Here is a 19,197-nt window from a genome sequence, read left to right on the forward strand (position 1 = left end):
AGCTGCCTGCACAAGCAATCGATTGAAAAGGCAATCGATTGCCACAAAGCCCTATTGCCAGCGCAGCACTTAGGCAAATGCCGTCCCGCGCTGAAGCTGAATTACTTGCTGAGCAGGTCAATCAAATATTTCTTTCTTTTTCCTCTTTTCCCCTGTACCACCCATGAAAAAACAACGTCTCTTTTTTCTGTGGCTATTGCTGCCTTTGTTGACGCTGGCCACCCGCGGGCTGGCCCAAACGGGGGCCCTCACGGGTCGGGTGCTCGACCCGAAGGGCGGGCCGGCCATTGGCGCCACCGTGGTGGTGAAGGGTACCACGCTGGGGGCTTCGGTGAGCCCCGACGGCACCTTCACCATCAAGGCCGTGCCCAATGGCCCCCACACGCTGCTGGTTTCTTCCATTGGGTACACGCCCAAGCAAGTGCCCGTGACGGTGCCCCAGCCCGAGCCCCTGAGCGTATCGCTCGTTGAAAACGCCGCCAGCCTGGAAGACGTGGTGGTGGTAGGCTACGGCACCCAGAAGCGCGAAGACGTGACGGGCGCGGTGGCCACTGTGGACGTCCGCGCCGTGCGCGACCTGCCGGTGGTGAGCGTAGACCAGAAGTTGGCTGGCCAAGTGGCGGGCGTGCAGGTGAGCAACGTGACCGGCACGCCGGGCGGGGGCACCTCCATCAAGGTACGGGGCTCGGGCTCGATTGGGGCCGGCGACCAGCCGCTGTTCGTGATTGACGGCTTCCCAATTGCCAGCTCGTTCGGGCAGGTCGATAACCCGCTGAACTTGCTCAACCCCGACGATATTGAGACAATTACGGTGCTGAAGGACGCTTCTTCGACGGCCATCTACGGCTCGCGGGGGGCCAACGGCGTGGTGGTGATTACGACCAAGCGGGGCAAGGCCGGCGCAACCAACCTGGACGTGAGCGCCTACACTGGCATCCAGCAGGTGCCCAACAAAAAGCGGCCCCCGATGCTCAACGGGCAGGAATTTGCCCAGTACCGGCGCGACATCATCACCGACGATTTTGCAGCCCGGGGCGTGGCGGTGACCGATGCCGACATTCCGGTGGAGTTCCGCAATCCGGCCCAGTACGGGGCGGGCACCAACTGGTACAACGAAATCCTGCACACGGCTCCCCAGAGCAGCCTCAACGCGACCCTTACCAAAGGCACCGAAGAGTTGCGCACGGCCCTTTCGCTGGGCTACCTCAACCAGGATGGCACGGTGCGCTACACCGGCTACAAGCGCTACACCGCCCGCCTCAGCGTGGAGGGCAAAGTGGGCCAGAAGATTCGCCTGGGTTTGAACCTGGCCCCTACCTACGGCATTCAGCAGGGCAACGACTTCGAAAATAGCTTCGTGGACGTGCTGTCCCGCTCGCTTTGGCTCTCGCCGCTAGTGCCGGCCTTCGACGCCAACGGCAACCGCACCCCGTTCGTGGCCTCGCCGGGGATGTTCACGGGGCCCAACCCGCTCAACAGCCTGGAATTCGCGGGCACCACCCGCAAAACGCTTCAGGGCCTGGGCGGCACCTTTGCCGAATACGAGATTGTGCCGGGGCTGCGCCTGCGCTACAGTATCAACATCAACTACGCCAACAACACGGCGTTCACGTTCAACCCGGCCAGTGTGGGCGGCATTTTTGCCCCGCCGCCGGTGGTGCCCAACTCCACCAGCACCAGCTACACGCGCTTTAACTGGCTGTCGGAAACGCTGCTGAGCTACGACAAGAAGTTTGGCACCGACCACACAATCAGCGCCGTGGCCGGCTACAGCGCGCAGAAAGAGCATTTTGAGTCACAGTACCTCTTCGCCAACAACTACCCCGGCGACGACGTGCGCACCATCAACGCGGCGGCCCTATTGCCAAACTTCGGCGCCGACGTGCAGGAGTGGGCCCTGATATCGTACCTGGCCCGCGTTAACTACGCCTACAAGGACCGGTACCTGCTCACCGGCACGGTGCGGACGGACGGGTCGTCGCGCTTCGGCAGCCAGAACCGCTACGGCACGTTTCCGTCGGTGGCCGCGGGCTGGAACGTGATTAACGAGGACTTCATGCACCAACTGCCAACGCTGAGCAACCTGAAGGTGCGGGCCAGCTACGGCCTGACTGGCAACTTCAACATCGGCAACTACACGTCCATTGCGGGCGTGGCCTCGGGCTACGGCTACATCGGCAGCGGCATCGACGCCGGCGGCTCGGCCAACACGGCTTTTGGCGGGCAGCTGGCCCCCGGCCGGGCCCAGGTGTCGCTGCCCAACCCCAACCTGACTTGGGAGAAATCGACCCAGCTCGACCTCGGGCTCGACTTGGGCATGTGGGACAACCGGCTCGCGTTCACGGTTGACTTCTACCACCGCATCACCAACGGCATCCTGCTCGACAACCAGTTGCCGCTCTCGTCGGGCTATTCCAACGCCACCATCAACTCGGGCAAGGTGCTGAACCGGGGCTTGGAACTGGCCCTGGTTACGCGCAACCTCACCGGCGCCTTCACCTGGGGCACGAACCTGAACATCGCCTTCAACCACAACGAGGTGCTGGCCCTGAACCAGGACAACGCGCCGATTTACAGCGGGCGCAGCGGCGAGGGTAACCCCACCCACATCACGCAGGTGGGCCACCCCATCGGGGAGTTTTTTGGGTACACGGTGGACGGAGTATACACCAACGCGGCCGATTTCGCGGCCTCGCCCAAGCACATCACGTCGGTGCTGGGCTCTATTAAGTACCACGACGTGGACGGCAACGGCGTGATTGAGGCGGTGAAAGACTTCAGCGTCATCGGCCACGCCCAGCCCAAGTACCTGTGGGGCGTCACCAACAACTTCGGGTACAAGGGTTTCGACCTGGGCGTGATCATCACCGGCTCGCAGGGCGGGCAGGTGCTGAAAACGGCCAACCAGTACCTGCTCAACATCGACGGCATTTTCAACGTCGACCGCAAAATCCTGAACCGCTGGCGCTCGCCCGAAAACCCCGGCGACGGCCGCACCCCCACCACCAACGGGGCCCGCGTCATCTACCGCGACGTGAACTCGGACTGGGTAGAGGACGGCTCGTTTGCCCGCATCCAGAACGTGACGCTGGGCTACCGCCTGCCCGCCGCGCTGCTCACCCGCACGGGCTTCGTGCGGGGCGTGCGCCTGTACGCCAGCGCCCAGAACCTGGCCACCTTCACCAAGTACAGCGGGGCCAACCCCGAGGTGAGCCGCAACAACAGCTCGGTGCTGACGCCGGGCGAAGACTTTCTCAACTACCCGCTGGCCCGGACCATCATCTTCGGTACCAACCTGAGCTTCTAACACCGCGCCCCACCATGAAAAAACCCCTTATTTCCGCACTCGCCCTGGGCCTGCTGCTGGCCACCGCGGGCTGCAAGAAAAGCTTCCTCGACCTCCAGCCCCAGGCCACGACCAGCGCCGACAGCTTCTTTAAAAACCAGGACCAGGTGCAGCAGGCCGTGGACGGGGCCTACGCGCCCGTCCGCACGCTGGGCAACGTCGATTACTGGGTGTTCGGGGAGCTGCGCTCCGACAACACCACTTTTCAGTACAACGACAGCAACCGGGGCCAGGAGTCGCAACGCGAATTCGTCGACGAATTTCTGATCAGCGCCAATTCCGAATCGGTGCAGGAGCTGTGGCAGGTGTCGTACAACGGCATCAGCCGCTGCAATGACGTATTGGGCAAAATTGACGCTGTGACGATGCCCGCCGACAAGAAAAACCAGTACCTCGGGGAGGTGAAGTTCCTGCGGGCCCTGTACTACTACACCTTGGTGCGGCAGTTCGGCGGCGTGCCGCTGCGCCTGGAATCGGTGGCGTCTCCCACGGCGGCCAAGTCGCAGGGCCGCGCCCCGGCCGCCGACGTGTACGCCAGCATCATCGCCGACCTGACCGACGCCGCTGCCAAGCTGCCCACCAAGGCCGCCTACGCTGCCGCCGACGCCGGCCGCGCCACCAAGGGCGCGGCCAACACCCTGCTCGCCTCGGTGTACCTCACCCAGAAAGATTACGCCGAGGCCGTGGCCCTGCTGCGCGACGTGCGCACCGGGGGCTACAGCCTGCTGCCGAGCTACCGCAGCGTGTTCGACCCCGCCAACAAGAACAATGCGGAGTCGATTTTTGAGATTCAGTACCTGGGCACCCAGCCCGACATTTCGAGCAGCTTCACCTTCATTTTTGCGCCCTACACCTCCGGCAACATCATTACCGGCGACGTCACTGCGCCCAACTTGGGCATCGGCTCGGGCTGGAACATTCCCACCCAGGACATGATTGACGCTTACGAGGCCGGCGACCTGCGCAAAACTGCCTCGCTCGCGCTGGGCTTTACCGACGCCACAGGCAAGTTCGTGGCCGTGCCCTACATCACCAAGTACAACTTCGGCCTCGCGGCCCCCGGCCGCACCGATACCAACTTCCCCATGCTGCGCTACGCCGACGCGCTGCTGATGTACGCCGAGGCCCTGAACGAGCAAGGCTTCGCAGCCGGCGGGGAGGCCGCCGCCGCCCTCAACGAGGTGCGCAAGCGGGCCGGCCTGCCCGCCAAGGCCCCGGCCTCGCAGGCCGCCTTCCGCGACGCCGTGCTGCAAGAGCGCCGCGTGGAACTGGCCTTCGAAAACCAGCGCTGGTACGATTTGGTGCGCACCGGCCGCGCCGTGGACGTGATGAACGCCCACGGCACCCGCCAAAAAGCCCTGCAAACCTTCCTGCCCGCCAGCGCCTACCAGGTGACGGCCAACAAGCTGCTGCTGCCCATTCCGCAGCGCGAAGTGATGCTGGATAACTTAGTGCAAAATCCGCTGTGAGGCGAGCCCTGGGGCCCCTAAACGCCATGCCTGCAAATCCTTCCGCCATGAAAAAACTTACTGCTTTCCTGCTCGTGCTGGGCTTGCTGCGCATTGGCAGCGCAGTGGCCCAGGTGAGGGTGCAGCACCTGCTTTGCGAAAACCTGGCCGACCCCATCGGCCTCGACGTGGCCCGGCCGCGCTTCAGCTGGCAGCTGCTGGCGGCCAAAAACCAGCGCGGCGTGCACCAAACCGCCTACGAGGTGCGGGTGGCCGCCTCGGCGGCCGGGCTGGCCCAAGGGGGCCCCGCCGCGGTGTGGAACTCGGGCAAAGTGGCGTCCGACTCTTCGGTGAACGTGACTTACGCGGGCCGGGCCCTGGAGCCGGGCCGGCGCTACCACTGGCAGGTGCGGGCCTGGGACGGGGGCGGCAAGCCCTCGGCCTGGAGTGCGCCCGCCTTCTGGCAGGTAGGCCTGCTGACCCCGGCCAACTGGCGGGCGTCGTGGATTGGCCCTGGCTACGCCGAAGACACTGTGCTGCGGCCCAGCCCGCTGCTGCGCAAGGAGTTTAGGGCGGGCAAAAAGGTGGCGATGGCCACGGCCTACATCACGGCCCACGGCCTGTACGAGGCGCAAATCAACGGCCGGCGCGTGGGCGATGCCTACCTCACGCCGGGCTGGACGAGCTACCACAAGCGCTTGGCCTACCAGGCCTACGACGTGACCAGCCTGCTGAAAGAGGGCCCCAACGCGGTGGGCGTGACGCTGGCCAGCGGCTGGTACCGCGGCCTCATTGGCTACAAGCACGACCGCAACATCTACGGCAAAGACGTGGCCCTGCTGTTTCAGCTCGACCTGACCTACGCCGACGGCACTAAGGAATCGGTGGTGTCGGACGGCACGTGGCAAACCAGCAGCGCCGGCCCCGTCCGCTTCGCCGAGCTGCAGCGCGGCGAAACCTACGACGCGCGGATGGAACCGGCGGGCTGGGCGGCGGCCGGGTACGCGGGCAGCGGCTGGACGGCGGCGCGGGTGCAGAACTACCCAAAGGAAGTGCTTTTTGCCTCTTTCAACGAGCCCGTTCGGAAGCACGAAACCTTTAAAGTAGTCAAGGTAACGAAGTCGCCGAAGGGCGAAACCATCTACGACTTCGGCCAGAACTTGGTGGGCTGGGTGCAGGTGCGGGCCCGCGGCAAGGCCGGCGACAAAATTACGCTTTCGCACTCCGAAGTGCTGGACAAGCGCGGCAACTTCTACCTCGATAACCTACGCTCGGCCTCGGCCGAGGACACGTACTACCTGCGCGGCACGGGGTCGGACGAGGCGCTGGAGCCGCACTTCACCTTCCACGGCTTCCGCTACCTGCGCATCGATGCCTACCCGGGGGCCCCTAAGCCCGAGGATTTTACGGCCGTGGCCCTGTACTCGGACATGCCCGCCACGGGCTCGTTCAGCTGCTCCAACCCGCTCATCAACCAGCTGCAGAGCAACATCCAGTGGGGCCAGAAGGGAAACTTCCTCGACGTGCCCACCGACTGCCCCCAGCGCGACGAGCGCCTGGGCTGGACCGGCGACGCGGAGGTGTTCAGCCGCACGGCGGCCTTTAACCGCAACACCAACAGCTTCTTTGCCAAGTGGCTGCGCGACCTGGCCGCCGACCAGGCCCCCGACGGGGCCGTGCCGTTTGTGATTCCGGCGCTGGAATTTGCCTCGGGCAAGGTCCCCATCGGGGCCGCCGGCTGGTCCGACGCGGCCACCGTCATTCCCTGGGACCTGTACGCCCTGTTTGGCGACCGCCGGACGCTGGCCGTGCAGTACCCGAGCATGAAGGCATGGGTGAAGTACATCCAGGACCGGAGCCGGAACGACCTCTGGGACACCGGCTTTCAGTTTGGCGACTGGCTGGCCTACGACCTGGACGACGACAACGCGGGCCGCTCGGCCGTGACCAGCCACGCCCTGATTGCGCAGTGCTTCTGGGCCCACTCCACCCAAATCATGCTCGACGCGGCCACCGTGCTGGGCAAAACCGACGACGTGGCCGCCTACACGGCCCTGCTCCAGCGCATCAAGGCGGCCTTCCTGCGCGAGTACGTGACGCCCGGCGGGGCCCTGATGTCGAACACCCAGACGGCGTACGTGCTGGCCCTGCACTTCGACATGCTGCCCGAAAACCTGCGCGCCCAGGCCGCTGACCGCCTGGCCCTGAACGTGGCCGACTACGACAATCACCTCACCACGGGCTTCCTCGGCACGCCCTACCTATGCCACGTGCTGAGCCGCTTCGGCCACACCGACGTGGCCTATAAGCTGCTGTTGCAGAAGACCTACCCCTCGTGGCTGTACCCCGTGACGATGGGCGCCACCACCGTGTGGGAGCGCTGGAACTCGATGCGGCCTGACAGCACGTTCGCCCCGCCGTCCATGACCTCTTTCAACCACTACGCCTACGGGGCCATTGGCCACTGGCTCTACACCACGGTGGCGGGGCTGAACGTGGGGGCCCCCGGCTACCACACCTTCACCGTGCGGCCCCAGCCGGGGGGCGGCTTCACCCAGGCCACGGCCCTGCTGACCACCGCGTACGGCCCGGCCCAGGCCCAATGGCAAACCAGCGGTGACCAGCTGGCCTTCGACGTGACCGTGCCCCCCAACGCCACGGCCACCGTGTACGTGCCCGCCGCCAGCGCCGACGTGGTGCGCGAGGGCGGCCGGAAGCTCGACGCCGGCAAGGGCCTGCGGGCCGGCCCGGCCGCCGGCGGCTACGTGCCGGTGAGCGTCGGCTCGGGGCAGTACCATTTCACCGCGCCCTGGCTGCCCAAAGCCACCGCCGCACTCGGGGCTAGGTAGGGCCCCGGAGCCCCGCAAGGCAGTAGTTTTCATCCTGTACTACTTTTTGATGCTTGGATTTCGCGTGCGATTCGTCGGTTGGTTGCCTAAGGGTTGGCGCGTGGTGCTCGTTGGTGCCGGCCTGCTGCCGGGCCCCCCGGCGGCCCGGGCCGCTGGGGGGGCCGGCGCGCCCACCGATTTGCGGTGCGAATACTTCACCAACCCCCTGGGCCTCGACGCGCCCCAGCCCCGCCTGACCTGGCGGCTGGCCGACGGCCGGCGCGGGGCGGCGCAAACCGCCTACCAGCTCACCGTGGGCCCCGACTCGGGGGCCGTGGCCCGGGGCGGGGGCGGGGCCTGGACGTCGGGGCGGGTGGCGTCGGCCCGGCAGCTGATGGCCTACGCGGGGCCGGCGCTGCGGCCGTTCACCAAGTACTACTGGCGGGTGCGGGCCTGGGACCAGGCCCGCACCGGGGGCCCGGCGAGCCCGGTGGCCAGCTTCGAAACCGGCCTGATGGCCCAAAAGAACTGGCAGGGCGCCTGGATCAGCGACTCGCGCGACATCAACCTCAAACCCGCCCCCTACTTCCGCACCACGTTTGCGCTGCCCGCGGGCGTGACCAAGGCGCGGGCTTACATCGCCGTGGCCGGCTTGTACGAGCTGTACCTCAACGGCCGCAAGGTGGGCAACCACCGCCTCGACCCGATGTACACCCGCTTTGACCGGCGCACGCTCTACGTCACCTACGACGTGACGCCCTACCTGCACCCCGGCCAAAACGCGGTGGGCGTGCTGCTCGGCAACGGCTGGTACAACCACCAGTCCACGGCCGTGTGGTACTTCCACGAAGCACCCTGGCGCAACCGGCCCGCGTTCTGCCTCGACCTGCGCCTGACCGGGGCCGATGGGCAGGTGACGACCGTCACCTCCGGCACCAATTGGAAAACGGCCCTGGGGCCCCTGGTGTTCAACAGCATCTACACCGCCGAGCACTACGACGCCCGCCTGGAGCAGCCGGGCTGGAACACGGTGGGCTTCGACGACGCCCAGTGGAAGCCCGTGACGCTGCGGGCCGCGCCGTCCACCAACATCGTGGCCCAGGCCCTGGCGCCCATCCGCAACGTGGAGGCGGTGCCGGCGCAAAGCGTGGCCCGGCTCAACGACACGACCTACGTATTCGACCTGGGCCGCAACATTGCCGGCGTCAGCCAGATTCGAGCCCGGGGCCCCGCTGGCACCGTGCTGCGCCTCAAGCACGGCGAGCGGCGCTACCCCAACGGCCACGTCGACCAGTCGAACATCGACGTGCATTACCGGCCCACTGATACGAGCGACCCGTTTCAGACGGATATTTTCACGCTCGGTGGCCGGGGCGGCGAGGAAACGTTCATGCCGCTCTTCAACTACAAGGGGTTTCAGTACGTGGAGGTGACGAGCAGCCAGCCCGTGGCGCTGACGGCGGGCAGCCTCACCGGCTATTTCATGCACAGCGACGTGGCGGCGGTGGGCCAGGTGAAATCGTCGAACCCGACCATCGACAAAATCTGGTGGGCCACCAACAACTCGTACCTGTCCAACCTGTTCGGCTACCCCACCGACTGCCCGCAACGCGAGAAAAACGGCTGGACCGGCGACGCCCACATTGCCAGCGAAACCGGCCTCTACAACTTCGACGGCATCACCATTTACGAAAAATGGCTGGCCGACCACCGCGACGAGCAGCAGCCCAACGGCGTGCTGCCCTCCATTATCCCCAGCGACGGCTGGGGCTACGAGTGGGGCAACGGCCCCGACTGGACCAGCACCATCGCCATTATTCCCTGGAATATTTACCTGTTCTACGGCGATTCAAAGCTGCTTGCCGATTGCTACGGCAACCTCAAGCGCTACGTCGACCACCTCGACAATATCAGCCCCTCCGGCCTGACCGCCTGGGGCCTGGGCGACTGGGTGCCAGTGAAATCCAAGTCGCCGGTGGAACTGACCTCCTCGGTCTACTACTTCACCGACGCCACCATTCTGGCCAAAGCTGCGCAGCTGCTGGGCCACCCCGCTGACCACGCCCGCTACGCCGCGCTGGCCCAAAAAATCCGGGCCGCCATCAACGCCAAGTACCTCAATAGGCAAACCAACCTCTACGGCCACGGCGTGCAAACCGAGTTGAGCGTGCCGCTCTACTGGGGCGTGGTGCCCGACGAGCTGCGGGCAAAAGTAGCCGCCAACCTGGCCCACCGCGTGGCCGCCGACAACTTCCACCTCGACGTGGGCCTGCTCGGCACCAAGGCCATTCTGGGGGCCCTGAGCGACAACGGCCAGGCCGACGTGGCCTACCGCCTGGCTGCCCAGGAAACCTACCCCTCCTGGGGCTGGTGGATGGCCAATGGCGCCACCACGCTCTACGAAAACTGGCCCATCGACGCCAAAAGCGATATTTCGCTTAACCACATCATGTTCGGCGAAATCGGGGCCTGGCTTTACAAGGGGCTAGGCGGCATCCAGCCCGACCCGCAGCAGCCGGGCTTCAAAAACGTGTTGCTCACGCCCCACTTCGTGGCGGGCCTTGACCACTTCGCGGCCACCCATGAGGGCCCTTACGGCACTATTCTTTCGGCTTGGCAACGCAACGGAACCGTCCTTTCCTACACCGTTACAGTGCCACCCAATGCCACGGCCACCCTCACGCTGCCCGTAGCTGCCGGTCAGGCGGTGTACGAGGCTAGCAAACCACTGGCGACCTCTTCGGCGAATATTCGCGTAATACAGGCGACGGGACAGCTCCAGCAGTACCAGTTGGCCGCGGGCACTTATAAGTTGGCTATTCGATAGCATAGCAAGGTGTTAATGAGCAAGCAGCAAAGCGCGCTAAACTACTTATAGCGGTTTCATGAGCGGTTTACGTGATAGGCGCAATGATTAAACCACGCTTTCGCATCGGGGTCAGTAATCCAGGCGATGGCGGGGTGTAGGGCTTCTTGCAGCGCTCCGCGGGTACGCGCCTGGGCGTGGCGCAGCTTGGTTTTGAGCTTGCTCCCGGCCTGCTCGATGGGGGTGAAGTCGGGCGAGTAGGGGGGCAGAAACAGTACTTCTACGCCGCGCCGGGCCAGCCACTCGCCTAATCCGGGGAGGTGGTGCACCCGCAGGTTGTCGAGCACCAGCACGTCCCCGCGCCGTAGCTGCGGGGCCAGGATGCGGGCGATATAAAGGGGAAAGCGGTGCTGATTCAAGGGCCCTTCCAGCACGTGTGCCCCGTGCAGCCCGCGCACGGACAAGGCGCCAATCAACGTGAGGGAGCGGGCCGGGCGGCGCAACGGCACGGCCCCCCCCACGCGCCGTCCGCCCCGGGCCCGGCCATAGCGCCGCGCGTAGCCCAGGCGCCGGCCGGTCTCGTCGAGAAAATGAAAGCGGGCCACGTCGGGGCGTTGCGCGAGGGCCTCGACGTGCGCGCTGCGCAAGGTGTGTACCCGTGGCGTGCAGGCTTTTTTTTGCGTCGCCAGCCTTGGCCTTGGTTAAAAGTTTGGTCCAAAAGTTAAACGGGCGGGTTGTTCGCTGCTTATTTGCGGTGCGCGTGGATGACCACGTTGCGGTGGCGTAAGTACTTGTAAAGGGTCGGAATTGCGGACGGAGGGTTGCAATCTGAGTAGAAGCGCAAAAAAACCCTACCAGCGATGCCAATCGGGTCATCCGTGCCCTTCGGGCAATGACCCCGGTTTGGGTCGGATAATAATCGTTGGCAGTTAAGCCGAAAGGTGAAGCACTACTTCTGCCGGGATGTGCAAGATGGTGTGGAGGCGGCGGGCAAAATCGAGGTTCATCTCGCGCTTGCCTTTCATCAATTCTGACAGCCGTGGCTCGGTCACATGCAAAATTTCCGCCAGTTGGCGCTGCCGAATCCGGCGCTTGAACATTTCGACCTCCAAAATGCCCCGCAGGGTGTGGGGCGGCTGGGGCCGGTGGCCGGCGGCTTCTTCGTAAGCCGCCACCGCGTCGGCCAGTGCTTCCAAGGCCGGGTTGTCGGCCGCGTCCGGGGCTTGGTTCCACACGATGAGTTGGTTGATCGCCGCTTCGTGTTCCTCGGCGTTGGTGACACGAATCGTCGTGACGGGGGCGGTGCGGCTGGCGGTGGGGGCGACGGTTGGCACGGCAGTGGGGGCGGCGGTTGGGGACATGGCGAGGGGGCGGTAGCGGGGTAAGTCGATCGGGCAAGGACTACAAGACAGTAATCTGTTTTTTCGCTAGCTTGGAGTATTGGGCGTGGGTGTAAATGCCCCGAATGTAGACCTGCTTGGTCGGAAAGAAAATCATGGCAATCACGCGGTAGTGGTTGCCTTTGATGTTGAAGACGTAGCGGTTATCCGCGATGTAATCGGTCGCGGGCATGTCCTGTTTCAACTCGTTCAGGTTGGACCATTGCGCAAATTCAACCTGCGCAAACCAGGTGTTCAATTCCTCTCGTGCTTGGGCATTGGCATTTCCGTACTCCGTAATGGTTTTCTTGCTGAATACGCGCATGCAACAGGTGAGCGAGGTACGGAAGCAGGAGGGGTCAAGACAACACGGCGTACACGCACTGCATACACCGCTTACCCCAAAGGTATATCAAAAGTTTACCGATTGCGAAATTTATTTACTAAAAACAGAATCTAATGGCGCAACGTAATCCAGTGAGAATACCTGTTCACTGAAAGGAGTGTATAAATATGTGTTGGCGTGGCGTGATAGAATACGGACTCCATTGGCCTACCTTTCCAAATGCGAATACCCTTCCGCTTTCTCCGCACCTGCCTCCCCACCGTCGTGTGCGCGCTACTGGCCCTGGCCGCCACCGGCTACACCCCGACGCCCGATTTGATACTTACAAAAACCAGTTTCTGCTGGCGCTGTGGCGCCAAGAGCCGGGACTGGCGACCACCAAGGGGTACCACAAGTACGACTCGCTGCTGGTGATTCCCGACGCGGCCCAGCGCCAGCGCGACGCCACCTTTGCTAAGAAGAACCTGACCACGCTCGGCACATTTGACCTGGCCCGCCTCTCGCCGGCCAACCAGATTGACCTGCGCCTGCTGCGCAACGAGCTACGCGCCCGGCGCTGGTACGCCGACACGCTGCGGGAGTGGCAGTGGAACCCCGCCACCTACAACCTGGGCAGCGCCGTGGCCCCGCTGCTCAACGGCCGGTACTACCGCCTCGACCGGCGCCTGCGCAACATTTCCGACAAAATCAGCCACGCCGCTGCCTACTACGCCGCGGCCAAGGCCAACATCAGCACCCCCGCCAAGGAGCACACCGAATTGGCGCTGCAACAACTGGCGGGCGGCCTGGCCGTATTTGGCCCGACCCTGGCCGACTCGGTGCAGCAGTCGGGCCTGAGTGCGGCCGAAAAGCAAGCCTTCATGGCCCGCGTGGCCGCCACCCGGCAAGCCATGCAAGGGTACCTGGACTTTCTGAAAAACGAAGTATTGCCGGCGGGCAAATTCCGCTCCTTCCGCATCGGCAAAGCGCTGTTCGACCAAAAATTTGCCTACGACATTCAGTCGCCGTTTCCCGCCGAGGCGGTGTACCGGCCACAAAACCGACCTGCTGCACGACATGGGCCGGCGGGCTGCCCGGCTCTACCCCACGTACCTGCCCGGCCAGAAGGCCCCCGCCGACACGTTGGCCCTGATTGCGGCCGTCCTCGACCAGCTCAGCCGGAAGCACGCCGCACTTTGAGATACTGTGATAAAAAGCAAGAAATCGGACAAGTTTTTTACCTTTGGAACTCCTAAAGGAGGACCTTCGGGTTCATCCTGTGTAGCCTCGGCCCGTTTACGTGGCCGGGGCTACTTCTTTTACAGCAGCACGGGCCGGGTGATACTGGGGGTCGTAAGGCCGGTCGTTTTTCCAGAGCGAGTAGCAGAGCAGCAAGAGCTTGCGCATGACGGCAATCACGCCGGGCTTGCCGCTGGGCTGACGGGCCCGCAAGCGGGCGTAGAAGGCTTTTTGCTGGGGATTGTAGCGTAGACTGCTCACGGCCGGCAAGTAGAGGGCCGTGCGCAGGCGCACGTTTCCTCGCCGGGAAATGCGCGTGGCCAGCGCCGAGAGGCCACGCTGTCGCTGGACCACGTCCAGCCCGGCGTAGGAGGCGAGCTGGCGCTCGTTTTCCACCAGGACAAAGCCGTTGGTTTCGGCCACCGCGACGATGGCCGTGGTCAGGCCGATGCCCGGAATGCTGGTCAGGTGGGCCAGCTTGCGGGCCAGTTCCGGCTCGGCTTCGAGCAGTGCGGCCAGGTCCTGGTCCACGGCTTTTAGTTGCTGGACAATGCGTTGTTGTTGAGCCGCCAGGCGTTCCAGGGTGCGGGTGTCGGGTTGGTAGCTGTGCTGGTAGGCGTGGCACCGGGTTTTGAGCCGGCCGCCTTGGTCGCTCAGGCGTTGGCGCTCGCGGGCCAAGGCCCGCAGCTGGCGCAGGGCGGGCGTGGGCGGCTGCCAGGCGGGCAAGGCCCGCTCCAGGCCCAGGCGGCAGAGCAGGCGGGCGTCGAGTTGGTCGGTCTTGCGCTTGAGTTCGGTGCGCTGGGCAAAGTGTTTGACTTTGTTGGGCAGCAGCACGCTCAGGGCCTGCGCGTTATCGGCCAGAAAATAGGCCAGCGCTTCGTAATAGACGCCCGTGGCCTCGACCACGAACCAGCGCGGGGCCGGGGCTACTTGCTGCCGAGCCGACCAGGCCAGCAGGGCCGTGAAGCCGGCCAGCGTGTTGGCAAACGTGGCTTCTTGGCCGAAGCGCAGCTGCTGGCTGGCTTCGATGCGGCCGAAGCAGGCCACGAACGTGTCTTTGGCAATGTCGATGCCCACGACGTACTTGAGCGGGGCGGTGGGGGAAGGAACAGTGGGCATGGGCACGGGGTAAAAAAGGTGGAAAGCAACCAGCCGGTCTGGTTTTCACCGCAACTCTCCTTGTACAAATGCGGGATGCCACCAGCGCCAGGGCCGGGCTCCCTCCATACTGTTCAGTCTTCAGGCAAAAACGGGAAACGGGGCACAAACTCTCACTCGCAACGTCGACGCCAAAGCGCCGCATTTAGGGATAGGCGGTGACCCCGTTTCCTTTTCCGGCTCCCCTCAAGATAGGGCAGTACAATCATACAAGGGATTGGTCGACGCCGCCAGGGCCCAGATTCCCGCGCTGGTAGCGTTTGTGAACGAGAAGAACCTGCTGACGCAAGACCCCAGGAAGCCGCTGGTCGTGCGCGAAACGCCGCTCTACCTGCGCGGCACCGGCGTGGTCGCCAGCTTGTACCCCCCCCGGCCCGTACGACCAAGGCGCCGACTCCTATTACTATGTGACGCCGATTGCAGCCGAATGGACGCCCGCCAAGGCCGAAAGCTACCTGCGCGAATACAACGACTACATGCTGCAAATCGTGAACATCCACGAAGCTATTCCCGGCCATTACACGCAACAGGTGTACGCCAACCGCTCGCCTTCGCTCGTCAAAAGCTTGTTCTTTAACGGTGCCATGGCGGAGGGCTGGGCCGTGTACGCTGAGCGCATGATGCTGGAGAATGGCTACGGCAAAAACGCCGACGAAATCTGGCTGATGGATGACAAGTTCAACCTGCGCATCACGCTTAACGCCATCCTCGACCGCGCCATTCAGGTGGAAAACCTGAGCGAAAAAGACGCGGTGGCGCTGTTGCGCCGCGAGGGCTTTCAGGACGAAACCGAGGCGGCCAACAAGTGGCGGCGCGCTTCCCTTAGCCAAGTGCAGCTCAGTACCTACTTTGCCGGCTCCTCTGCCATTTTGACCTTGCGCGACGAGCTAAAGCGACGGCAAGGCCCCGCTTTTGGCCTCAAAGCCTTCCACGAAAAATTCCTTAGCTACGGCACCGTGCCCGTGAAATACATCCACGAGCTGATGCTGGCCCCGAGCGGGCTTCGGCCCTGAGCGACCGATAGCCAACCAGTTTACCGAAACGGTGGTTGCTGTTGCAGAACCCTCCGGCTCGGTCGAAACCGGGCTGCGCTTGGTGCAAAAGGTGCCTTTCAGTAGGTTTGCGGAGCTGATTTGACTCGTAGCGGCAGCGCTCGATAGCGGGTGCAGAGCTCTGCACCCGCCACTGCACCTTGCTGCCTTTCTTTCAACCATATACTGGCTCGCTATTTAGGGAAGCGTACCCTTTGTACGCTTCCCTAAATAGCGAGCCAGTTGTGAGTAGAGAAAGATGTAACTTTCACTGCCTGACGACTGACTAATGAAAAAAGGACGATTCAGCGAGGCCCAAATTGTGGCCATTCTGCAACAGCAAGCCAGCGGGCAAACCGTCGCCCAAATTGTGCGGGAGCACGGCCTGAGTGAGGCGACATTCTACGCGTGGAAAAGCAAGTATGCCGGGGCGAGCGTCGCGGAACTAACGCGGCTCAAGCACTTGGAAGAGGAGAATCGAAAACTCAAGCAGCTGTTCGCTGACTTGAGCTTAGAAAACCAGGCTATCAAGGAGATCCGGCGAAAAAAGTAGCCAGCCCTGCGGCGCGACGCCAGGCAGCGCAGGGCTTAGTAACAAAAGGTTGGAGCCAGCGGCGTGCGTGTGCGCTCGCGGGGCTCTCCCGTGGCCGCTACCACCCAGTAGTAAAAGGGCGCCATGACGAGCCCGTGCAAGCGGCCCTGCGAGCATTAACCGGGCGGCATCCGGGCTGGGGCTTCTGGAAATTACATCACCGCTTGCGTAAAAACGGACTGGTAATCCATCACAAACGCACGCTACGCCTTTATCGGGCGCTCGCCCTGAATCTACCCCGGCGCCTAAAAAAGCGCGTACCGGCCCGCGTCAAGCAGCCGTTAGTCGCACCGGTGGCGGCCAACGTGTGCTGGTCGCTCGACTTTACGAGTGACGTGCTAACGGATGGGCGACGGTTTCGGACCCTGAACGTGCTCGACGATGACAACCGCCAGTTGCTGGGCGTCGAAATCGACTTCTCGCTGCCTGCCGCCCGCGTGGTGCAGACCCTGACGCGCTTAGTCGACTACCATGGCTGTCCCGCGCAGCTGCGCACCGACAACGGACCCGAATTCATCAGCAATCGTCTGAGCGAGTGGGGTGAAAAGCAGGGCATTATGCTGCATTGGATTCAGCCAGGCAAGCCAACGCAAAACGCTTATATCGAACGCTTCAACGGCTCGTTTCGCCGCGAACTGCTCGACGCGCACCTGTTCCGCTCGCTGGCCCATGTGCGCCCACTAGTAGGTCAAATCTAGCCGGTTGTCGGGTACAACCGTTTGAGTTTGATGCGGGCCTTCTCGGTTGTAAACTGCCAGTTGGTGGGTGCCCCCAGTTGGTTGCGCGCTAGTTGCCAAGCGTAGCAGTGCGCTTCCAGCGTCGGCCGGTCGGGCACGCGCTGCGGCAGGCCGTGGGTGAGCAGGGCGGCAAACTCGATTTCAGCCATGTTGAGCCACGAGCCATGCTTGGGGGTGAACACAAATTCCACGCGCTGCAACAGGGCGTGCGCCCGTACCGGGTCAAAAATCTCGTAAAAAGCGGCGGGCTGGTGCGCCGACAAATTGTCGAGCACCAGCGTCACGCGCGTCGCTTGGGCGTAGTCCTCCTCCAGCAGGCGGGCTACCGCCCGGGCAAACGTGAGTCGGTCATGGCGGTCTTCGACCTGCACCCGGCGGCGACCGGCCAGCGGCTCGTGCAGCATATACACCTGGGCCACGCCCTGGCGGTGGTACTCGCAGTCGTAGCGGGTGCTGCCATCGGGCAGCGGGAGTGGCACGCGGCTTTCGCGTAGTAATTGCTTGGGCGACTCATCCAGGCACACGACTGGCTGGGCTGGGTCGTACGGGCGTTGGTAGACGTCAAGCACCCGTTCCATGGCGCAGACGAAGGCCGCGTTCTGAGCGGGTGGAATCACCCACATCTGTCGCTTCCAGGGCTGTAACGCATTTTTTTTAGTACCCGCCCCACCATCGCCGGGCTGGCCTCGGGCAGCACCTGCAGCGTGACCAGGTGAGCGGCCAACAAGCGCAATGTCCAGTGGGCGTACCCTTCGGGCGGGGTGGAGCAGGCCGCCGCGGCCAGGTGCGCCTCCACCTCCCCGGTGTACTTACTGGCCGGCCACTGCTGGCGGGGCTGCCCCAGCAGGGCGGCCTCCACGCCCGCCTCGCAGGCGCGTTGGCGCAGGCGCTCCAGGGTGCGCGTACTCACGCCGTAGGCTTGGCTAGTCTGGGTGTCGCTCCAGTTCAAGCCGTTTGTAGCTACGGCCAACAGGCACTGAGCCCGCACAAGCCGGGCGCTGGCCACGCGCCGCTGCTGCACGAGTTCCGTTAGCGAGGCCTGTTCTTCGGCCCTCAGCGCTAAGACATAATACTTCGCCATTTGTCAGGTCATTTTACCCGACAAGATACTAGATTTATCCTACTAGTGGACGACTGGATGCTCGACTACAACACGCAACGGCCCCACCAAGCCTTAAATTTTATGACTCCACTCGAATTTAAACAAGCGGCTTAACCTCTGCCTACTACTGCCTTATCGAACGGGGAAGCGTACAGCGCAAAGAGAACCCCACGATGCCGGCCGTGGACTGTTTGGTTTGGACGATTGAAAGCGTGGGGGAAATGGACGTGGAGGCGTACAACGACGCCCTTCTTTTCGAGAGCAAAATCGCGGCGCAGATAGCCGATAAGGGCTTCGATGACGTGCAGTACATCTACACCCTCGATACCTCGGTCATCGCGACGGGTTTTGCTCAACTAGTCGACGAAGGCCGCATAGATTCCGATTGCAAACCATTCATCCAGCGTGCCATCGAGCGTTTGACCACGTGGAGCAGGTTGACGGACAGCATTATGCCAACGACGCATGTAAAAGAGTATCATGCAAAATTGCAGGTGCTCGCGCGCATCCTGCAAGAGGCCTAATGGCGAGCGTTTTGATGTCTGTTTAAAAGGTGGAGGTGGTATCCAAATAATGAAACCAACGGACTGAGCAAATGTACTTACATTGTACGTACATTTGCCTTTATGAACACGCGCCTGATTCGGGTGGGCAATTCCCAGGGAATTGTGCTACCCAAGAAGCTCCTGCAACAGTACCACCTCACCGGCGAGGTCGACCTCCAGCCCACGCCGGAGGGCTTGCTCATCACGCCCGTGGCCACGCCCCGCCGCCAGGACTGGGACGCGCGCTTTCAGCATGCCCTGGCCCAGGGCCAAGCCCCGGAGGGCGAGCTGCTGGAAGGCTTCGCCGACGACTTCGATGACACGGAATGGCAGTGGTAACCGTGCTGCGCTTCGAGGTGTGGCTCGTCAACCTCGACCCCACACAGGGCAGCGAAATCAACAAGACCCGGCCCTGCGTGGTGCTCTCCCCCGACGAGATGAACCGCTACCTGCGCACGGTGACCGTGGCGGCGCTGACCAGCACCCGGCGCGACTACCCTTCGCGCGTGGACTGCACGTTCCAGGGCAAAGAAGGCCAGGTGGCGCTCGACCACATCCGCTCCGTCGACAAGACCCGCTTGGTGCGCCGCTTGGGCGTGCTGCCCAAAGCCACGGCCCAAGCCGTCTGCGACCGTTTACAGGAGATGTTTCAGTACTGAGA

The 19,197-nt window shown here is 63.5% G+C and carries 16 protein-coding genes and 2 pseudogenes; 12 read left to right on the plus strand and 6 right to left on the minus strand.

Annotated elements, in window-relative coordinates; genetic code table 11:
• Window positions 1–163: 163 nt before the first annotated feature.
• From AXW84_RS01250 to AXW84_RS01265, 4 genes are read left to right on the plus strand one after another with little or no spacing between them, the layout of a single operon-like run.
• On the plus strand, window positions 164–3,307 hold the full coding sequence (locus tag AXW84_RS01250) for a SusC/RagA family TonB-linked outer membrane protein (protein ID WP_068227585.1): 3,144 nt from the start codon (window positions 164–166) through the stop codon (window positions 3,305–3,307).
• A 14-nt stretch (window positions 3,308–3,321) separates the two neighbouring features.
• Window positions 3,322–4,815: a RagB/SusD family nutrient uptake outer membrane protein gene (locus AXW84_RS01255; RefSeq protein ID WP_068227588.1), complete on the plus strand. Its 1,494-nt coding sequence runs from the start codon at window positions 3,322–3,324 to the stop codon at window positions 4,813–4,815.
• A 47-nt stretch (window positions 4,816–4,862) separates the two neighbouring features.
• Window positions 4,863–7,643: an alpha-L-rhamnosidase gene (locus tag AXW84_RS01260; RefSeq protein ID WP_068227591.1), complete on the plus strand. Its 2,781-nt coding sequence runs from the start codon at window positions 4,863–4,865 to the stop codon at window positions 7,641–7,643.
• A gap of 49 nt (window positions 7,644–7,692) precedes the next feature.
• Window positions 7,693–10,449, plus strand: a complete 2,757-nt coding sequence (locus tag AXW84_RS01265; RefSeq protein WP_082773618.1) for an alpha-L-rhamnosidase — start codon at window positions 7,693–7,695, stop codon at window positions 10,447–10,449.
• A gap of 56 nt (window positions 10,450–10,505) precedes the next feature.
• Here AXW84_RS01265 and AXW84_RS01270 read toward each other — a convergent pair whose 3' ends face one another.
• From AXW84_RS01270 to AXW84_RS01280, 3 genes are all read right to left on the minus strand, one after another.
• On the minus strand, window positions 10,506–11,075 hold the full coding sequence (locus tag AXW84_RS01270) for a transposase (RefSeq protein ID WP_068227594.1): 570 nt from the start codon (window positions 11,073–11,075) through the stop codon (window positions 10,506–10,508).
• Between the two features lie 282 nt (window positions 11,076–11,357).
• Window positions 11,358–11,789: a helix-turn-helix domain-containing protein gene (locus AXW84_RS01275; protein ID WP_068227597.1), complete on the minus strand. Its 432-nt coding sequence runs from the start codon at window positions 11,787–11,789 to the stop codon at window positions 11,358–11,360.
• 40 nt (window positions 11,790–11,829) lie between these two features.
• On the minus strand, window positions 11,830–12,132 hold the full coding sequence (locus AXW84_RS01280; protein WP_068227600.1) for a type II toxin-antitoxin system HigB family toxin: 303 nt from the start codon (window positions 12,130–12,132) through the stop codon (window positions 11,830–11,832).
• A gap of 287 nt (window positions 12,133–12,419) precedes the next feature.
• On the opposite strand from AXW84_RS01280, the gene AXW84_RS01285 reads away from it, so the two are divergent.
• Window positions 12,420–13,388 carry a DUF885 family protein gene (locus AXW84_RS01285; protein WP_068227604.1) on the plus strand — a complete coding sequence of 323 codons (969 nt, stop codon included), beginning with the start codon at window positions 12,420–12,422 and terminating at the stop codon, window positions 13,386–13,388.
• 40 nt (window positions 13,389–13,428) lie between these two features.
• Here AXW84_RS01285 and AXW84_RS01290 read toward each other — a convergent pair whose 3' ends face one another.
• Window positions 13,429–14,490 carry an IS110 family transposase gene (locus tag AXW84_RS01290; protein WP_068227612.1) on the minus strand — a complete coding sequence of 354 codons (1,062 nt, stop codon included), beginning with the start codon at window positions 14,488–14,490 and terminating at the stop codon, window positions 13,429–13,431.
• A 437-nt stretch (window positions 14,491–14,927) separates the two neighbouring features.
• Between AXW84_RS01290 and AXW84_RS23830 the strand changes: the two are divergent.
• From AXW84_RS23830 to AXW84_RS01305, 3 genes and pseudogenes are all read left to right on the plus strand, one after another.
• Window positions 14,928–15,542 (plus strand): annotated as a pseudogene (locus AXW84_RS23830) (DUF885 family protein); the annotation flags it as partial.
• Between the two features lie 307 nt (window positions 15,543–15,849).
• Window positions 15,850–16,113, plus strand: a complete 264-nt coding sequence (gene tnpA / locus AXW84_RS01300) for an IS66 family insertion sequence element accessory protein TnpA (protein ID WP_068227618.1) — start codon at window positions 15,850–15,852, stop codon at window positions 16,111–16,113.
• 53 nt (window positions 16,114–16,166) lie between these two features.
• A pseudogene (locus AXW84_RS01305) lies at window positions 16,167–16,850 on the plus strand (IS3 family transposase); the annotation flags it as partial.
• Here the strand turns inward: AXW84_RS01305 and AXW84_RS01310 are convergent.
• Window positions 16,847–17,512, minus strand: a complete 666-nt coding sequence (locus tag AXW84_RS01310; protein WP_082773621.1) for an IS630 family transposase — start codon at window positions 17,510–17,512, stop codon at window positions 16,847–16,849. The pseudogene AXW84_RS01305 and the gene AXW84_RS01310 overlap by 4 nt on opposite strands.
• Window positions 17,503–17,970 carry a helix-turn-helix domain-containing protein gene (locus AXW84_RS01315; RefSeq protein WP_068227630.1) on the minus strand — a complete coding sequence of 156 codons (468 nt, stop codon included), beginning with the start codon at window positions 17,968–17,970 and terminating at the stop codon, window positions 17,503–17,505. The genes AXW84_RS01310 and AXW84_RS01315 overlap by 10 nt, the downstream gene beginning before the upstream one ends.
• Before the next feature lie 57 nt (window positions 17,971–18,027).
• Here AXW84_RS01315 and AXW84_RS26460 point away from each other — a divergent pair, with 57 nt between their 5' ends.
• From AXW84_RS26460 to AXW84_RS01330, 4 genes are all read left to right on the plus strand, one after another.
• Window positions 18,028–18,105 carry a hypothetical protein gene (locus AXW84_RS26460; RefSeq protein ID WP_071892484.1) on the plus strand — a complete coding sequence of 26 codons (78 nt, stop codon included), beginning with the start codon at window positions 18,028–18,030 and terminating at the stop codon, window positions 18,103–18,105.
• A gap of 68 nt (window positions 18,106–18,173) precedes the next feature.
• A complete protein-coding gene (locus tag AXW84_RS01320) occupies window positions 18,174–18,515 on the plus strand; it encodes a hypothetical protein (RefSeq protein ID WP_157886744.1) in 342 nt (113 codons plus the stop codon).
• Between the two features lie 102 nt (window positions 18,516–18,617).
• On the plus strand, window positions 18,618–18,875 hold the full coding sequence (locus AXW84_RS01325) for an AbrB/MazE/SpoVT family DNA-binding domain-containing protein (protein ID WP_068227634.1): 258 nt from the start codon (window positions 18,618–18,620) through the stop codon (window positions 18,873–18,875).
• Window positions 18,863–19,195, plus strand: coding sequence for a type II toxin-antitoxin system PemK/MazF family toxin (locus AXW84_RS01330; RefSeq protein WP_068227637.1), 333 nt, complete (start codon window positions 18,863–18,865; stop codon window positions 19,193–19,195). The genes AXW84_RS01325 and AXW84_RS01330 overlap by 13 nt, the downstream gene beginning before the upstream one ends.
• The last annotated feature ends 2 nt before the right edge of the window (window positions 19,196–19,197 follow it).

The sequence above is a fragment of the Hymenobacter sp. PAMC 26628 genome, assembly GCF_001562275.1.
GTDB lineage: Bacteria > Bacteroidota > Bacteroidia > Cytophagales > Hymenobacteraceae > Hymenobacter.